A 17,004-nucleotide genomic window follows, 5' to 3' on the forward strand; every position below is an offset into this window, starting at 1 on the left:
TATAAAAGAGAAGGGGTTCGCGATGCGAACCCCTTCTCTTTTTTATCCTTATGTCATTGCGAGCGATAGCGTGGCAATCTCGTAGCTATGCTGAGCGGCTTTGTGTTCTCACAGGCATAGCGACGAGATTGCCGCGTCGCCCCTTAGCTCAGACCCATGCCGCTCCTCGCAATGACATATCTATTGGTTCAGTTTCTCCACAATCTCATCCGCCGTCAATTTCTCCTGTTCACCGCTGGCCATATCTTTAAAAGTCAATAGCCCGGTTTGCATTTCATCGCCGCCGATAACTACCACATAAGGGATGTTTTTATTGTTGGCGTAATCCATTTGTTTTTTGATTTTCGCACCAGCCGGATAAAGCTCCGTATTGATATTGTTGCGGCGAAGCTGCTGTAATAGAGGCAGACTATAAAGTTCGCCATCTTTATCGAAATTACATATAAGCACCTGTGTGGTTTGATTACTGCCGGCCGGGAACAGGTTAAGTTCTTCCAGCACATCATAGATCCTGTCGGCCCCGAAGGAGATCCCTGCGCCGGTAAGGCCTTTCAATCCAAACATGCCGGTGAGATCATCATAACGACCGCCGCCGCCGATGCTGCCCATATTTACCTCGTTAGTTTTTACCTCGAAGATAGCGCCGGTGTAATAGTTTAAGCCGCGGGCAAGGGTAATATCTAATTCCAGTTTGGCAGTTTGCAGCGGGCAACGTTCAATATAACCAAAAACTGTTTCTATTTCGTCGCAGCCTTTTAAGCCGATCTCTGATTGTGCCAGTGCTTCACGCAGACTTGCCAGCTTTTCTATATTGCTTCCTTCAAGCAGGATCACCGGCTTTAATTTGTCGATATCTGCATCGGTAAAGCCTTTTCCAAGCAGCTCTTTGATCACACCACCAAGACCAATTTTATCCAGCTTATCGATGGCTACAGTCAAATCAATGATATTATCAACTTTATCTATAACCTGCGCTATTCCTGATAGTATTTTTCTATTATTGATCTTAATACTGAAATCTTTAAGGCCAAGCTTGGTTAAAGCCTCATCATAGATCATGATAAACTCAGCCTCGTTCAATAAGGAATCAGAGCCAACCACGTCTGCATCGCACTGGTAAAACTCACGGTAGCGGCCACGCTGCGGCCTGTCGGCGCGCCAAACCGGCTGCACCTGGAAACGTTTGAACGGGAAAGTGATCTCATTTTGGTGCTGCACTACATAACGTGCAAAAGGCACAGTAAGGTCATAGCGCAGGGCTTTTTCGGAGATTTCCTGTGTTAATTGGGGGGAATCTATCCCCAACTCATACGGAGTAATGTTAAAATCTTCGCGATTAATCTTTAGTTTGCTTATAGACTGTTGCCAATCAAGTTTCTTGTTAATCCAATCTTGCATAACATTTTTATAGTAATTAGCAAGAGAAATTGAATCAACGTCCATTTCATTGCCCGGTAGGTTAGCAACAAGATATGCCCTGTTTATTAATTTATTTAAAACCGGAGTAAAAGCATCATACTGTTTTTTCACCTTTGACACGTAATCTCCGCTATCTAAAACTTTAAATATCAGTTTATCTCCTTCTTCTCCATATTTTCCAGTCAAAGTCGATAGGTTCTCCATTGTCGGCGTTTCTATCTGCTGATAGCCGTATTTACGGAAAACGGATTTAATGGTATCGAAAATATAATTGCGTCTCACCATTTCGGCTGGTGAAAAATCGCGGGTGCCTTTGGGTACTGATGGTTTAATGGATGCCATGCGGCAAATGTACAAAAAAGAGGGTTATACGTGTTGGATGAGTGATGTTGGATGATTTGATCTGGCCTCCTTGCATGCTGCCACAAGCCAGGAGGCTTGCGGCAGCGATAATTTTTTTTAAACAAAAAGCGGTTTCGTTAACGAAACCGCTTTTTGTTTTCCCCTCGTTTCGCCGCCGCTCGGCTCCAGCCGAGTGTTGACTATCAAACGGCCTCTGGCCGCCGAAGCCTCGTTGTACAGGCCAGAGGCCTGGGAATAGTTGCCACTCGGCTGGAGCCGAGCGGCGGCGTATAGGCACGAAGCCCCTACTTACAGGGCGGATTTGCATAGCCCCTCTGCTGCTTGGGGATTGCTTCGTGCCTCGCAATGACGATTGGAGAGTGTTTATAGTTTATTTACTACCGCTTATGCGTATTAAAATTCAACCCAGCCGCTAAACCAACAGTAACGTAACCATAACTGTCTTCAAAAAACTGGTTGTAGTCATCCTGGCCGCGGTAGCCTCCGCCAACCATGAGTGCAGCATCGGGCATAAACGGAAACTGGTAATAATATTTCAGGCTCACGTTAAGGCGTTTTTTGAAATCAAAGCTCGAATAATTATCATACTTATCGGCGATGTAAGTAAAGTCGAACCGGATACGCTGCCAGTTTTGGTATAGCTTTTTGTTTTTATCAGTTGGATCGGTATAGGCTTTGGCAAAGTTATACATGCGGCTGCCATTAATGCGGATAAAGCCGTAATGGTCTTTCAGCCCTTCGGATACACCGAGGTTAAACAAACCGGCATGAACTTCTAAACCCAGGTTATCGTAGCGGTTAATGATCAGGTCTTTTTTGTCGATGCGTTTGCCCGTATAATAGGTCAGCGTATAAAAATTGGTGGTAAACTTGCCGCTGTCGCGGTTAAAGCTGCCATCGGGATTAAGTGATGGCCCGCGTACCCCGTTTGAGTGATGAGAGTAACCAAACGAAAAGAATTTGGGATTATAAGTATCCTCATTCACCCTGAAGTACAGCGTACCGCCAGGCATAAAGCTTGGCGATTTTACGGGTGCGCCTTGTGAGGCCAGCAGGCGGATCTTCACCCTTGCGGTAAACACAAAAAAGAAACGTGATTTTGGCGTGCTGAATAAAACAAAGTTAGGCGCAAGATCGGCAGTGAGCTGTGTTTTTATTTTGTTGAAATATTCGTTGCCGCCTTCAGATACCCGCAGGTTTTGTTCGTAATACTGATCAAAAGCCTGGTTAATTAGGCGCTTTTTCATCAGCGTACTATCGGCCAGTGTATCTGCCGGGGCTGTGACATGGTCGCCGGCAACTGCTTTTAAATTATCAACGGCAACAAAAATGAACAGGGCACAAATTGCTTTTAACGCAATCGTAAAATTAAAACTGGATGTTAAAACGGACTCCTTGAAATCCGGTTTTATGAAATGAAATTTAATCAATGTAGTAAGTATTGTTTTACCGATAATGCCTGGGTTATAGCTCCTTATGGTTAACCCTATGCGTTAACATATGGTTAAGAATAACGGCGCAATATTACTTATTATAAGTTTTTGTACAATTAGGGATATGTCAGGGTTAAGTAAATGTATCTGCTAACGCTTTCTTGTGACATTCACCGGAAATTTTGAACGTTTGTTGGCGGTTTATATGGCTAAAATATTATTGTAACCAAGCTTTTACCTCGGTTTTGGCAGGCTTATACTTTATTTTTGCGATAATCGTTTTAGCATTAAAAAAAAGCCAATATATTTATCGCAACCTAAAAAAATGTTCACTTAATTTGTAATTAAAACGTTTTACCAAAAATACCGGCTTTAAACAGGGTTGATACTTTTTAAGCCACATTTACCTTGTACAAAACAAACACAATGAAACCAACAGGAACTGCCTTAACCAACCAAAGCTATTTAAATGGCGGTTCCGATACTATTAAAAACAATTATAATTTATGAAAAAGATCATGCTTGGCCTGATGGCCATCCCAGCCTTTTGCCTGTCGGTATCGGCACAAACCAAATTGTTCGACGGTAAAACTACTACAGGCTGGCACACCTATCTTAAAAAAGATGTTGTGGGCTGGACAGTTGTTGACGGCACCTTACAACTCGACCCGAAAGCCGAAGGTCACGGCGATTTGGTTACCGACGGCGAATACGAAAACTACGAGCTTAATATCGAATGGAACATCAGCAAGGAAGGTAACAGCGGTATCATTTTCGGTGTGCATGAAGATCCTGAATTTAGCCAAACCTACTTAACCGGCATGGAAATGCAGGTGCTTGATAACAAAGATGCCAGCGACAACAAAAAAGCCAACCACCTTGCAGGTTCATTATATGATATGAAAGCCCCTTCAAAAGATGTGGCTAAGCCAGCCGGCGAATGGAATAAAGTTAAACTGCGTAAAAAAGACGGTCAGCTTACTTTTTGGCTTAACGGAACTAAAATTGTTGATGTAAAAATTGGCAGCGACGAGTGGACTCAACTGTTAAACGACAGTAAGTTTAAAACCTGGAAAGGCTTTGCTACTTATCCTAAAGGCCACATTGCCTTGCAGGACCATGGCCATTTGGTTAGTTTCCGCAACATCAGCATTAAAGAGCTTTAATATTTTTTATGAACGGGGTGCGGATATAGCGCCCTGTTCATATATTTATACCTTAACTTAAATTGTGTTTTAACATGCGCTGGCATGTATAATTTCCTCTCCATATAAGAAAGAAGGATACTTTGATATAATATGAGCGATCTGCAAATTAAAAAATCATCAGCCACCTATGATGTGGTGATTGTTGGTTCGGGTGCCGGCGGGGGTATGGCCGGTTACGTTTTGGCCAATGCCGGGATAAAAGTTTTAATGCTTGAGGCCGGTGCTTACTTTGACCCTGCTAAAGATTCACAACAATTAAAATGGCCCTGGGAGTCGCCGCGTCGCGGTGCCGGTACAACCCGCCCTTTCGGCGATTTTGACGCGGCCTTTGGCGGCTGGGAAATTGATGGCGAACCCTATACCACAAAAGATAAAACAGAGTTTTTCTGGTTCCGCTCGCGTATGCTTGGCGGCCGTACCAATCACTGGGGCCGCATCTCATTAAGGATGGGTCCGCGTGATTTCCAGGCAAAAGACGGCCTTACCGACGACTGGCCAATTACCTATGATGACGTAAAGCCTTACTATGATAAGGTTGACCGCATGATTGGTGTTTATGGCACTAAGGAAGGATTAGAAAATGAACCGGACGGCATCTTTCTGCCTCCGCCAAAACCAAGGCTTAACGAACTGTATATAGTAAAGGGGGCCCAAAAAGCCGGTGTAAAAATTATTCCTGGCCGTGGTTCCGTATTAACAGAAGCTTTACCGGGTAATAAAGACCGCGGTGCTTGTTTCTTCTGCGGGCAGTGCGGCCGCAGCTGTAAAGTTTACGGCGATTTCTCTGCATCATCATGCCTGGTTATTCCTGCTATTAAAACGGGTAACTTAAAAGTGATCACCAACGCCATGGTGCGCGAGGTAATAACCAATACCGAAGGCCTGGCAGTCGGCGTATCATACGTTAATAAAGAGGATCTGCAAGAGTACCAGGTAAATGCCAAAACCGTTATCCTTGGTGCAAGCGCGGGCGAATCGGCCAGGATCCTGCTTAACTCAAAATCGGCTCAGCATCCGGGTGGTTTGGCTAACAGCAGCGGTGTTGTTGGTCGTTACCTGCATGACTCAACCGGTTCAAGTGCAGGCGGTTTCCTTCCGCAACTGATGGACCGCAAGCGTTATAACGAAGATGGTGTTGGCAGTGTGCATATCTACTCGCCATGGTGGCTGGATAATAAAAAACTGGATTTCCCGCGTGGTTACCATATTGAATACGGCGGCGGTTTACATATGCCATCATACGGTTTCAGTGGCGGTATCCAGAACATGAATGGTGTGGTACCGGGCCGCGATGGTAAAATGAAAGAAGCCGGTGGCTATGGTGCATCATTAAAAGACGATTACCGTCGTTTTTATGGTACCCAGTTTGGCATGGCCGGTCGCGGTACTGCCATAGCCCGCTATGATAACTATTGCGAAATTGATCCTAACGTAGTTGATAAATACGGCATCCCCGTATTGCGTTTCCACTACAAATGGGCCCCTGACGAAATTAAACAGGCCAAGCACATGCAGGAAACCTTCCAGGAGATCATGCATAACATGGGCGGCGCTATATATGGCGGCCCGCAAGGCCCTGAAACCAATTACGGCTTGGAAGCTCCGGGTAAAATCATCCATGAGGTTGGAACCATCCGTATGGGTAACGATCCTAAAAAATCAGCCTTAAACAAATGGTGCCAGGCACATGATTGTAAAAACCTTTTTGTGGTTGACGCCGCGCCGTTTGTGCAACAAGGCGATAAAAACGCAACGTGGACTATCCTTGCATTGTCAATGCGTACGGCAGAATACATTATCCAGGAAAGAAAAAAATTAAACGTTTAACAAGCTAACATAACAATTTTATGAACAGACGTGACTCCCTTAAAGCGCTCGGCTTAGGAACACTATCGGCAGGATTATTACTGGAGGCCTGTAAAACCGATACTAAAAAAGGCGCAGAAGAAACAGTTGCCCCGGCTGCGGGCGACGAAACAGGCCGACAGCCTTTTGAGGTTGAGCGTGATAAAAAGCTTCATGCCGATAAATTTTTTACCACTGCCGAATTGGCTACCATCACCGTACTCGCTGATATCATCATCCCTAAGGATGAAAAATCGGGTAGTGCATCTGATGCCAAGGTACCTGATTTTATCGAATTTATAGTGAAAGATATCCCTGATCACCAAACCCCGATGCGCGGTGGTTTGCGTTGGCTCGATCTGCAATGCCTTAACCGTTTCGGTAAGCCATTTACCGATTGTACTAAAGATCAGCAGATCCAATTGGTTGACATGATCGCCTATCCTAACAAAGCCAAACCGGAAATGGCCCAGGGCGTAGCTTTCTTTAACCGCATGCGTGACCTTACCGCATCAGGCTTTTTCACCAGCGAAATTGGCGTAAAAGATATTGGCTACGCAGGTAACCAACCCGGCAAATGGACAGGCGTACCTGATGATATCCTGAAGCATTACGGCATGGAGAATGTAAAAGCTTCGGCTTCGATGTAAAAAAACACGCGTCATTGCGAGGCACGAAGCAATCCCCGATTAGCAGAGCCGCTCTGTATAGTTTGAGATTGCTTCGTGCCTCGTGATGACGTTTTTTTTCGGCTTTTTCCGAATTTTACTTCAGCTCCCACGCCCCAATGCCAAAGGCAGGCAAATTAACAGTCAGCTTCCCACCTTTCACAACAGGTTTTAAACCTCCTATAATATTAACCGGGTTTCCATTAGCGTCAATAACCGCTTCGGTTTCTTTATCAGCCAGGTTTATCGCCATGAGTACTGTTTGCCCGGCATCTTTTCTCATGAAAGTAAAAACATGATCATTATCATTGCCGATAGTTTTATAGCTACCGTCGACAAATGCAGGGTTTGCCTTGCGGATAGCGATCATCTGTTTATAGTAATGCCATAACGAATTGGGATCCAGTTTTTCTTCTTCCAGCGAAACGCCATCGTCAGGCTTATCATTATTGAACTGATCTTTCCACGGGCCGGTTTGTTTATACCATAAGGCCATGCCTTTGCCGGTATCGCTTTTGTACCATTCAAAAGCTTCCCTGTCGGGGATTTCATTGGCATCGGTAGCACCAAAATTTGCCGAAGTACCGGTCATACCCAGTTCCTGGCCGTAGTAAATGGCGGGGATGCCGCCCATCAGCAGGTTAAAAGCACAGCCCACTTTCAGCTTAGCCAAATCGCCTTTTACTGCATAACTAAAGCGGGGTACATCATGGTTTTCAATAAAAATTATTTGCTGTTTGCCGGGAGGCAGCATGGCCAGCGTTGAATCGGCATTTGCCACAAGCAGTTTTTTATCAAACGACCGGATTGCAAAGCACAACCGCAAACCAAATACCTGGTTAACGCCACCGCGTTCTAAATATTCGGTGCCAAGGCTAAACCAGTTGGCTTGCTCGGCCACTATTTTTATTTTAGGGTTAATAGCCCGCAGTTTGGTTAACATCGGGTTCCAGAAAGTATCAAATAAATGCGGGAGGCGGCCTTTATTATCCAGGTCATCCATCATATGGTCAAGCCTGAAACCATCTACGCCATCATCAAATTTACCATCGCCGTTAGGGTCAATCCAATAGCTGAATAATTTAAGATTATAGGCTTTTGAGGCCTCGCTGTTAAGGTTAGCAGTAGTTATTTTGCGGGTTATGCCATCGTACCCTTTCAGCCCGGTAAGGTTATATACTATGGTCGATGGCTTTTGATTGTCCTTGTCATCCCACAAAATATAATCACTATAGGGCGATTTAGGATTGCCAAAAGCATCCTTCCACCAGCGGGAATCCTCGGTTACATACTGGGTTTCCATATCCATATAAAATTTCATGCCGCGGCGGTGCAGCTCTTTGATCAGTTTAAGGTAATCGGCAAGGGTACCGTACTTAGGATCTATCTTTTCAAAATCAATGGCAAAATAGTTGTGGTAAAAAACAGATTCGTAAAGCGGGGTAAGCAGTACAGCAGTTACACCTAATTCTTGCAAATAATCAAGTTTTTGGCGGATACCGTTCAGGTCGCCATGATAATCGCCATTGCTGTCATAAAAGCTTCGCTGAAATATATGATAAATGATTTCAGCATTATTTGCCTCGTTAGGCTTTGCGCTAACCGCCGAGAAAATTAATCCAAACGACAAACAGCCCATGATGAATAGCCTATTTAGTTTCATAATAGTTACAATTGGCCCTTAAAGTAACATAAAGCGCTGATAATTAACAACAACTATAAGTGTGAAAAAATGGCATATTTTATCATTTGCTACTTTAAATAAGTTGGCGAACGTTCCAAAAATCGCCACAGGGATAAAATAAGCCACTTTTTGGACAATTTGCTAAAGTTTTAAAAGGGGGGCTTAGCCTATTTTTGTTGTATAAGTTAAGCGTATTTTAGTACTGCTAAATAAGCCAACCTTTATACAGCTATTATTTACACCCGCGCTTTAACGGCCAATGAAAAGCACTCAATATATACCACAGTTATGGCTATAACATGTAAGGCAGCTATTGCCAATGGTAAGGGTGGTTTTACCGTACAGGATATTGTGGTGAACGAACCGAAGGATGATGAAGTACTGGTTAAAATAAAAGCAGCCGGACTTTGCCACACGGATCATGATTCGTTAAGCTGGGGAAAACAGCTCATTATAGGCCACGAAGGCGCCGGTATTGTGGTTTCTGTTGGGAAAGAAGTTAGCAGTGTATTACCTGGTGATAGGGTGATCTTAAACTGGGCCATGCACTGCGGCAAATGCTTTCAGTGCCTTGAAGGTAACCAGCATTTGTGTGAAGTAGCCTCGCCGGTTGCAGCCGGCGATAACGGCTATACCCCGGGTCATGCCGGTATTGACGGCACAACGTTTAATGGTGAGCCTGTTTTAAGGTCTTTCAATATTGGCACTATTGCCGGATATACGCTGGTAAAAGAGTCGGCAGTGGTAAAAAACAGTTCGGATACCATGTCGTTTCCGGCGGCAAGTATTATCAGCTGCGGGGTAATGACTGGCTATGGATCGGTTGTGAATGCGGCTAAACTAAAAGCAGGCTCATCGGCAGTGGTGCTGGGTACCGGCGGTGTGGGCTTGAATGTGATACAGGGCGCAAAGGTCGCAGGTGCAGGTAAGATCATTGCCATTGATATTAACCCAACCCGGCTGGAAATGGCCCTTAAGTTTGGTGCAACCCATACTATTTTGGCCGCGAAAGGTGATACCGGCCTGCTCAAAGCAGCACAGGAAGTAAAAAACCTAACAGATGGCCGCGGGGCCGATTACGCTTTTGAGTGCACTGCCATACCTGAATTAGGTGCGGCTCCTTTAGCCATGGTGCGCAATGCCGGCACAGCAGTACAGGTAAGTGGTATTGAACAGGATATTACCATTGATATGCGCCTTTTTGAATGGGATAAAGTTTACATCAATCCGCTTTATGGCAAGTGCCGCCCGCAAATTGATTTTCCCGATATAGTACAGCTTTACGCCAGCGGGCACTTATTACTTGAAGAAATGATTACACGTACATACTCAATAAACGAACTTGATAATGCTTTTGACGATATGCTGAAAGGCAGAAACGCCAAAGGTGTTATCGTGTTCGACTGAACAAGCTCATGCCATTTAGAACAACAGAAATTTCCAACCCGCAATATGAAAGTAATCGGCTCCGGTTTATAACGGTAAAAACCCCAAACCTAAAAGGCCGGGGTGATATTTGCGTATACGTTCCACCGGGGACGAGTAAGAGCGAGGTTTTACCCATTGTAATATTATTACATGGCGTATATGGCAGCGCGTGGAGCTGGGCCATGAGCGCGGGCGTTCATTTAAAAACCAATGAGCTTATTGAAAAAGGCGAATTACCAAGAATGATACTGGCAATGCCTTCGGATGGGCTCTGGGGAGACGGATCGGGATATTTGCCGCATAGCGGTTTTAATTTTGAGCAATGGATATCCGATGATGTACCAACAGCTGTAATGGAAAATATCCCCGGTGCAAAACAAAATTCGCCGCTGTTTATGGCCGGCTTATCTATGGGGGGCTTTGGTGCTTTAAGGATAGGTGCAAAATACGGGCATAAGTTTAAAGCCATTTCCGGGCTTTCATCTATAACAAGCCTGCCGCAGATCAAGCTTTTTGCCGGCGAGCCTTTGAAAACCTATGCCCAGGATATTGTGGCCGATGAAGATGTGTTTGCAACATTTAAGAAATACAGGGACCAGCTACCTCCCGTTCGTTTTGATTGCGGCACCAATGATCAGCTCATTAACTATAACCGCGATTTACATAAAAAGCTGGACAAGGAAAACATCCCTCATATTTATGAAGAAAACCCGGGCGGGCACGAATGGTCGTACTGGGCAAAGCATATTATATCAACCCTTAAATTTTTCGCCAGTAAACTGTAGACAAGGCCCTTAGTATAAACTAACCGTTGTAATATAATGTGCGAATATCATTATTTTGTCAGTTTTGATTAGTCGAACATACCATTATTACTATAAGCAACGTTTATCTACTTTGTAGGCTAACGCCTGCAAATAGTGATAAGGTTTAGGTTTAAAGCCCCCAAGCAGCGAGTGCAAGGGGGCTTTTATTTTACAACCGCTTATTTTCTTCACAGCAGGTATTGATCTTTTCCTCTATTTTAGCTGATTGTTTTTATACCGAAAATGAGCGATCTGAAGAAAGAATTACATCAGCTTTGTGTTAACTACGCCCGCAAAATTATGGAGGCGGCAGAGCTTGCCATAGCCGATGCGCATAAGGCCTCAACCGATGATACCAAAAGCAGTGCGGGCGATAAATACGAAACCGGCCGCGAAATGATGCAGCAGGAAACCAACCGTAATATGGCCCAGCTTAATGAAGCCAACAAGCTGCTGGTGGCTTTAAACCGGATAGGTACCACAGGTGTATCAACACACGCGGAGCCTGGCAGTGTGATAGTTACCAGCAACGGCAATTTTTACCTGGCCATCAGTGCCGGCAGTTTAGCACTTAGCGGTAAAACTTATTTCGCGGTTTCACCGGCATCGCCGGTGGGCAATATGCTTAACGGTAAAAAAGCAGGAGATGAGTTTACGCTGAATGGGAAACGCTACAAAATTGAGTCGGTAATTTGATTTTCGAGTCTGATTTATCTCCGAAAAATAATTTTTTGTTACGCTAATATTAAAAAAATACTGGCCAACCGTTCTTTCCATATTTATTTTACAAAAACGCTATCTTTTTAAAACAAAACGGATAGTCCTTTGTACTAATGTGTTGGCTATTCCCAATTATCTTCACAAAACCTGCGAAAAAATAATTTTTTTTAAAATAAAAGCACTCATTCACATAAACATGCAGTAATCATCAAATATCTATTACTATATTTGATGTTAACAAAACGTGGGTAATTAACAAAGCATGCCCATTAAAAACTAAATATTAATGAACATATTCGTAGGAAGTCTTCCTTTTACTTTAGGGGAAGCCGATTTAAAACAGCTTTTCGAAGCTTATGGTGAGGTTAATTCCGTAAAAATTATTATTGACAGGGAGTCAGGAAGAAGTAAAGGGTTCGGATTTATTGAAATGGCAGATGATGAGGCAGCTCAACAAGCTATAAGCGGCCTAAACGGTTCTGAAGTTAAAGGAAGATCAATTGCAGTAAGCCAGGCAGAAGAGAAAAAACCAGGTGGCGATCGCAGAAGCAGCGGCGGCGGCTATGGTGGTGGTAACCGTGGCGGCGGTGGTTATGGTGGTGGCGGTAACCGTGGTGGCGGTGGCGGCGGCTATTCAAGAGATAACCGTGGCGGCGGCGGCAAAAGCTGGTAAAAAATATAACCTAAATTAAAATACCGGCTTCTTTGATCCGGTATTTTAATTTAAGTATTGCACTGTAATCTACCTTTCCCGGAAAACTTTTTATTTAAGGACATTTTGCCTTACGCAAATTTCTATGTCCTGAATTTTCCAACAGATCGGTTTTTATTATTACATTTTTTGTGGCAGCCTTACCTCAAATGTAGTTCCCTGCCCGGGCTTTGAGTAGATATTTAATGAGCCTTTAAGGGTTTCGATAAGGTGTTTTACCAGGGCCAGTCCAAATCCAAAGCCGGCTTCACCGGTTGTGCCCGTTGTTGAAGATGCATTGCCTTTCAATATCGTTTCAATGCCTTTTTCATCAATGCCAATCCCATTGTCTTTAACCAGGATCTGTAGTATGCTGATGTGATCGTTCACTTCCAGGCTCAAATCAACGTCAACATAACCACCGGCAGGAGTAAATTTTATAGCGTTCGAGATCAGGTTGCCTGTTATTTGTAATAGTTTATTCCGGGCAAAGGGGATCCGTTCCGATTCGGACGAGGTTTTAACCGTGAGTAAAATCTTTTTGTTACGGGCCTGCGGGATAAACAGCCTTTCAATCTTATCCTTAAATACCAGCAGGTTAAATGCTGCCCCGTTGGTGATGGGTTTATGATCCTTTTTATCGGCACTTAAAATCTCATCTGCAAGTTCCAGTATCGACCGGCCGCTTTTATGGATCAGGTTGATAAACTCCAGTACCTCTTCAATCTGATTTGCTTCTCCCTGTTCGCTGATCAGTTGGGCAAGACCAATAATACCGCTTAACGGTCCGCGGATGTCATGAGCTACCTTCTTTTGTGTTTCATTAGCTTCAGAAAGCTTGCTTTTTAATTTGCCAATCACTTTCAGATCTTTTAACCGGTTTACTATTTCATCGGCAATGATCTTTAAAAGCTCAACTTTTTCGGGTGTGAGCTCCTTAACGTTTTTATCAAGCACGCACAAAGCGCCGATATTATGCTCATCACTTCCCTTTAGCGGTATACCATAATAATATCTCAACCTTGGCTCATCGGTTACATAAAATTTATCCTTAAAACGTTCGTCGTTTCGCAGGTCTTCTACCTCAAAATACTCTCCGTTTACAATAGTATACTGGCAAACCGACTCTTCACGGGGCATTTGCTCAATTTCCAGCCCGTGACCACTGATACTCCATTGTGTATAGGAGTCGATAAGGTTTACCAGCGAAACTTCGGTGCCGGTAACCTTAGCCGCCAGTTTGGCAAGGTCCTTAAAACTATCTTTGTGTTCGGTATAATCAAGGTCAAATTCCGACAGGCTCAAAAGCCTTTCCATTTCATTATCAGGAATTGGTGGGACAGGCATATTAAATATATATTGGTAATTATTATATACGTGTTTTTGCCCCATAAGGTTATGAGGTAAACAACAGGGATGCATTAAATTTTAGGTAATTGTATATTACATTATCATAAATTTATGCCAATTAGTTACGTTAGCCTTAACAACTAAAACCATGTTACCAACGTATTTGTTTTAAAACTCACATCAGCTATTATTAACGTAAAAATTTATCCATGAAAAAATTACTCCTATTAACATTATTTATTGGTTTAGCCACCATAACTTTCGCACAGCGCAAAGTAGTTTGCTGCAGCAATCCCTCGGCAACACAACAGTTTGCCATGCTGGCTTCAAACCCGCAATTTAAAATGTCGCACAAAAACCCGCTGCCAATCCACTTTCAAAGCAGCATAGGGGAGGCTATCACCTACAAAACACCCGATGGCAAACAGGCTTCGGCATTTTTTATGAAAGCAAAAAAGCTTACTAACAATTATTTATTAGTGATACACGAATGGTGGGGCCTTAACGATTACGTAAAAAAGGAATCGGAAAAACTGTATAATGACCTGGGCAACGTTAACATTATTGATCTTGACTTGTATGACGGTAAAGTAGCCACCACACGCGAAGATGCAGGCAAATTTATGCAGGCCGTAAATGACGATAGGGCACGGGCCATCGTAAACGGGGCTATTACTTATGCCGGGGCTAATGCACACATTGCCACTATTGGCTGGTGCTTTGGCGGCGGATGGAGCCTGCAAACCAGCTTGCTTGCCGGTAAAAAAGCGGTGGCCTGTGTAATGTACTATGGCATGCCCGAGCAGGATGTTAATAAACTAAAAACCTTAAACACCGATGTGCTGGGAAACTTTGCCAATAAAGACCAGTGGATTAACCCAAAAGTGGTGGCAAAATTTGATGCCGACATGAAAGCAGCCGGGAAGAAGGTTTACCTGCACCAGTACGATGCCGATCATGGTTTTGCCAACCCGAGCAATCCTATTTATAACAGCGATGCTACTAAGGATGCCTACGCAAATACACTGGTGTTTTTAAAAGCACGATTGAAGTAAACAAAACTAACCGTGTAGTGTTGTATGGGGCAAGCTTTGGCATGCCCCATTTTTTTGTAACATTGCATAAAATTTATCTATTTGACAAGTTCTGCTAAAAAGGTTGTTTCGTATCTTCTTAAGGCCGGTATATTAATTATTGCAGGGTGGTTTATTTACCGGCAATTCAACAAAAAAAATAACGACCTAAAGCAGTTTGAACATTTCGCGTCGCAAATAAGTACCACCCACGTTGTCATTGTCATGGGGCTGGTAGTTTTATTGATGTTTTTAAACTGGTTTCTGGAAGCGCTTAAGTGGCGTTACGTAACTAAAACCCTTATCAATATTTCTTTATGGGAAGCCGTTGAGGCTGTTTTTTGCGGCCTTACCTGGGCTGTAACCACGCCCAACCGGCTGGGCGAATACGGTGGCCGCGTTATGTTTTTACCGCCCCGCAAACGTGTTCCGGGTATTTTTGCCATGGGCGTAGGCTCATTTAGCCAAGGCTCTGTAACCAACGTTTTGGGGGTAATAGCCATGATGTGGTTCGTGGCTAATTACATTCATACCAATTTGGTGCTGGCCTGGAGTGTAACTGCCATTTGCGCAATAATTGTAGCTATGCAGCTGGTATTTTATTTCCATATAAACTGGGCTGTTACCCTGCTTGACAAAGTTCGGTTTATCAAAAAGTACCACCGCTTTTTTGAAGTAATGGGGCGGTATAACCTCCATGAGCTTATCACCATTATGGGTTTTAGCATTGCCCGTTATATTACCTTTTCGTTCCAGTATTTTTTGGTTTTCCAGATGCTGGTGCCACAGATGGCTGGTGCCCATATGCTGATGATGCTGATGCTGTTTTTCCTGGTATCGTCGGCCATACCATCGCTTGATCTTTTTGATATTGGCGTGCGTGGTTTTACGGCTTCGCACCTGTTTGTTTATATAACTGATCAAAATATCGCCGTAATAGCCGGTGTATCGTCAATATGGCTTATTAATTTATTTATTCCTGCTATTTTAGGATCGTTGTTCGTTTTAAAACTCAAATTCTTTGATCGCGCTGATTAGTATTATTTCTTTATTTTCCATCGGGCTTTATGTGGTATTAGTAATTTACCTCCGCATAGGCTGGGCGAAGGTTACTATGCCGCCTGTTGTTGCCGGCTCTTTCAAAACCAAAGTTACGGTGCTTATTGCAGCACGAAATGAGGAAGAAAAGATCCATTTGACCATTGAAGATATTTTAGCACAGGATTACCCGAAAGAATTGGTTGAGATCATCATTGTTGATGATCACTCAACAGATAATACCGCAGCTATCATCAGCAGTTATGCAGCACAAGGTGTAAAGCTGCTGCAGCTGAAGCTTGGCGAAACATTAAACTCCTATAAAAAGAAAGCCATAGCCGAGGCTATCAAACTTTCAACGGGCGAACTGATGGTGGCAACAGATGCTGATTGCCGCATGGGCAATCAATGGTTGCGTACCATAGTTGGTTTTTATGAGCAAAACAACCTGGTTATGATCTCTTCGCCGGTAACCTATTTCCAGGAACAATCGGTATTTGAGCGCATGCAAACGCTTGATTTTTCATCACTTATTGGTATGGGTGGCGCGTTTTTAGGCCAGGGGTTTGCGGCTACCTGCAACGGCGCAAATTTTGCCTATCGTAAAGATGTATTTTATGAAGTAGGCGGTTTTAGCGGCATTGATGAACTGGCTTCGGGCGATGATGAGCTTTTATTACACAAAGTAGGGGAGCGATATCACGGCAGGATAGGCTTTTTAAAGCGGCGCGAGGCAATAGTATATACCCATGCAAAACCTAATTTAAAGGAGTTTATGCAGCAAAGGCGCCGCTGGGCATCAAAATCAACCAAATACAAAAATAAAAAAATGGTCGCCTTTGCACTCAGTGTATGGCTTTGTAATTTTATGCTGCTGCTAACAGCTGTACTGGGTTTATACGATGCTTATTTTTTCAGATTATTTTTGATAACCATAGGCATTAAGTATCTCACCGACATGATGTACATGACCCCTATCATGAACTTTTTAAAACGGCGCGAATTGCTGTGGTACGTAAGCTTTGTTTTGCCCCTTAACATCATCTACTTTGTTATAATCGGCTTTTTAGGAAAAAACAAAAAATACGCCTGGAAAGGGCGCATGGTGAAGTAAAGCTGAAAGCCGAAGGCTTAAAGCATAAAGCTTATTAGTCAAATAGCTGGGCTTAGCGTTATCTGCTAATGTCAATCGCTTTCTGCCTTAAGCATTCAGCTTCATAATGCTTTTGTAAAGAAAGCGGTCGTTATTGCTAATTGCACCTATTTAAGCGATATTTA

At 43.5% G+C, this 17,004-nt stretch carries 14 protein-coding genes; 10 read left to right on the forward strand and 4 right to left on the reverse strand.

Going from position 1 to position 17,004, the window contains the following annotated elements:
• Window positions 1-180: 180 nt before the first annotated feature.
• Window positions 181-1,761, reverse strand: coding sequence for a histidine--tRNA ligase (gene hisS, locus ACFFGT_RS29840; RefSeq protein WP_377026174.1), 1,581 nt, complete (start codon window positions 1,759-1,761; stop codon window positions 181-183).
• A gap of 398 nt (window positions 1,762-2,159) precedes the next feature.
• Entirely contained in the window at window positions 2,160-3,212 is a 1,053-nt protein-coding gene (locus tag ACFFGT_RS29845; RefSeq protein WP_377026175.1) for a hypothetical protein, read from the reverse strand.
• A gap of 509 nt (window positions 3,213-3,721) precedes the next feature.
• Here ACFFGT_RS29845 and ACFFGT_RS29850 point away from each other — a divergent pair.
• From ACFFGT_RS29850 to ACFFGT_RS29860, 3 genes are all read left to right on the forward strand, one after another.
• Window positions 3,722-4,381 (forward strand): 3-keto-disaccharide hydrolase, encoded by a 660-nt coding sequence (locus tag ACFFGT_RS29850; protein WP_377026176.1) that lies wholly within the window; start codon window positions 3,722-3,724, stop codon window positions 4,379-4,381.
• A gap of 132 nt (window positions 4,382-4,513) precedes the next feature.
• On the forward strand, window positions 4,514-6,250 hold the full coding sequence (locus ACFFGT_RS29855; RefSeq protein ID WP_377026177.1) for a GMC family oxidoreductase: 1,737 nt from the start codon (window positions 4,514-4,516) through the stop codon (window positions 6,248-6,250).
• Window positions 6,251-6,270: 20 nt separating this feature from the next.
• Window positions 6,271-6,918: a gluconate 2-dehydrogenase subunit 3 family protein gene (locus tag ACFFGT_RS29860; RefSeq protein WP_377026178.1), complete on the forward strand. Its 648-nt coding sequence runs from the start codon at window positions 6,271-6,273 to the stop codon at window positions 6,916-6,918.
• Window positions 6,919-7,033: 115 nt separating this feature from the next.
• Here the strand turns inward: ACFFGT_RS29860 and ACFFGT_RS29865 are convergent, their stop codons facing one another.
• A complete protein-coding gene (locus ACFFGT_RS29865; protein WP_377026179.1) occupies window positions 7,034-8,599 on the reverse strand; it encodes an alpha-amylase family glycosyl hydrolase in 1,566 nt (521 codons plus the stop codon).
• Window positions 8,600-8,908: 309 nt separating this feature from the next.
• Between ACFFGT_RS29865 and ACFFGT_RS29870 the strand changes: the two genes are divergently transcribed.
• The 4 genes from ACFFGT_RS29870 (at window position 8,909) to rbp (ending at window position 12,247) form a co-directional block, all read left to right on the forward strand.
• A complete protein-coding gene (locus ACFFGT_RS29870; protein ID WP_377026180.1) occupies window positions 8,909-10,027 on the forward strand; it encodes a Zn-dependent alcohol dehydrogenase in 1,119 nt (372 codons plus the stop codon).
• A gap of 8 nt (window positions 10,028-10,035) precedes the next feature.
• Complete coding sequence (locus ACFFGT_RS29875) at window positions 10,036-10,833, forward strand: alpha/beta hydrolase (RefSeq protein ID WP_377026181.1); 798 nt, start codon at window positions 10,036-10,038, stop codon at window positions 10,831-10,833.
• Between the two features lie 264 nt (window positions 10,834-11,097).
• Window positions 11,098-11,550, forward strand: coding sequence for a 3-oxoacyl-ACP synthase (locus ACFFGT_RS29880; RefSeq protein ID WP_377026182.1), 453 nt, complete (start codon window positions 11,098-11,100; stop codon window positions 11,548-11,550).
• Between the two features lie 310 nt (window positions 11,551-11,860).
• Window positions 11,861-12,247 (forward strand): RNA-binding regulator, encoded by a 387-nt coding sequence (gene rbp, locus ACFFGT_RS29885; protein ID WP_377026183.1) that lies wholly within the window; start codon window positions 11,861-11,863, stop codon window positions 12,245-12,247.
• Between the two features lie 159 nt (window positions 12,248-12,406).
• Here the strand turns inward: rbp and ACFFGT_RS29890 are convergent, their stop codons facing one another.
• On the reverse strand, window positions 12,407-13,612 hold the full coding sequence (locus ACFFGT_RS29890) for a GAF domain-containing sensor histidine kinase (RefSeq protein ID WP_377026184.1): 1,206 nt from the start codon (window positions 13,610-13,612) through the stop codon (window positions 12,407-12,409).
• Window positions 13,613-13,824: 212 nt separating this feature from the next.
• Between ACFFGT_RS29890 and ACFFGT_RS29895 the strand changes: the two genes are divergently transcribed.
• The 3 genes from ACFFGT_RS29895 to ACFFGT_RS29905 all read left to right on the forward strand — a co-directional run bounded on the left by ACFFGT_RS29895 (window position 13,825) and on the right by ACFFGT_RS29905 (window position 16,840).
• A complete protein-coding gene (locus ACFFGT_RS29895; RefSeq protein ID WP_377026185.1) occupies window positions 13,825-14,670 on the forward strand; it encodes a dienelactone hydrolase family protein in 846 nt (281 codons plus the stop codon).
• Between the two features lie 81 nt (window positions 14,671-14,751).
• Window positions 14,752-15,726 carry a hypothetical protein gene (locus ACFFGT_RS29900; protein ID WP_377026186.1) on the forward strand — a complete coding sequence of 325 codons (975 nt, stop codon included), beginning with the start codon at window positions 14,752-14,754 and terminating at the stop codon, window positions 15,724-15,726.
• Entirely contained in the window at window positions 15,710-16,840 is a 1,131-nt protein-coding gene (locus ACFFGT_RS29905) for a glycosyltransferase family 2 protein (protein ID WP_377026187.1), read from the forward strand. The genes ACFFGT_RS29900 and ACFFGT_RS29905 overlap by 17 nt, the downstream gene beginning before the upstream one ends.
• Window positions 16,841-17,004 lie beyond the last annotated feature (164 nt).

It is taken from the genome of Mucilaginibacter angelicae, from assembly GCF_042434235.1.
Lineage (GTDB): Bacteria > Bacteroidota > Bacteroidia > Sphingobacteriales > Sphingobacteriaceae > Mucilaginibacter > Mucilaginibacter angelicae.

Coding starts and splice junctions, on each gene's coding strand:
- hisS (WP_377026174.1), bottom strand. CDS start 1,761: ATGGCATCCATTAAACCATCAGTACCCAAAGGCACCCGCGATTTTTCA.
- ACFFGT_RS29850 (WP_377026176.1), top strand. CDS start 3,722: ATGAAAAAGATCATGCTTGGCCTGATGGCCATCCCAGCCTTTTGCCTG.
- ACFFGT_RS29855 (WP_377026177.1), top strand. CDS start 4,514: ATGAGCGATCTGCAAATTAAAAAATCATCAGCCACCTATGATGTGGTG.
- ACFFGT_RS29860 (WP_377026178.1), top strand. CDS start 6,271: ATGAACAGACGTGACTCCCTTAAAGCGCTCGGCTTAGGAACACTATCG.
- ACFFGT_RS29865 (WP_377026179.1), bottom strand. CDS start 8,599: ATGAAACTAAATAGGCTATTCATCATGGGCTGTTTGTCGTTTGGATTA.
- ACFFGT_RS29870 (WP_377026180.1), top strand. CDS start 8,909: ATGGCTATAACATGTAAGGCAGCTATTGCCAATGGTAAGGGTGGTTTT.
- ACFFGT_RS29875 (WP_377026181.1), top strand. CDS start 10,036: ATGCCATTTAGAACAACAGAAATTTCCAACCCGCAATATGAAAGTAAT.
- ACFFGT_RS29880 (WP_377026182.1), top strand. CDS start 11,098: ATGAGCGATCTGAAGAAAGAATTACATCAGCTTTGTGTTAACTACGCC.
- rbp (WP_377026183.1), top strand. CDS start 11,861: ATGAACATATTCGTAGGAAGTCTTCCTTTTACTTTAGGGGAAGCCGAT.
- ACFFGT_RS29890 (WP_377026184.1), bottom strand. CDS start 13,612: ATGCCTGTCCCACCAATTCCTGATAATGAAATGGAAAGGCTTTTGAGC.
- ACFFGT_RS29895 (WP_377026185.1), top strand. CDS start 13,825: ATGAAAAAATTACTCCTATTAACATTATTTATTGGTTTAGCCACCATA.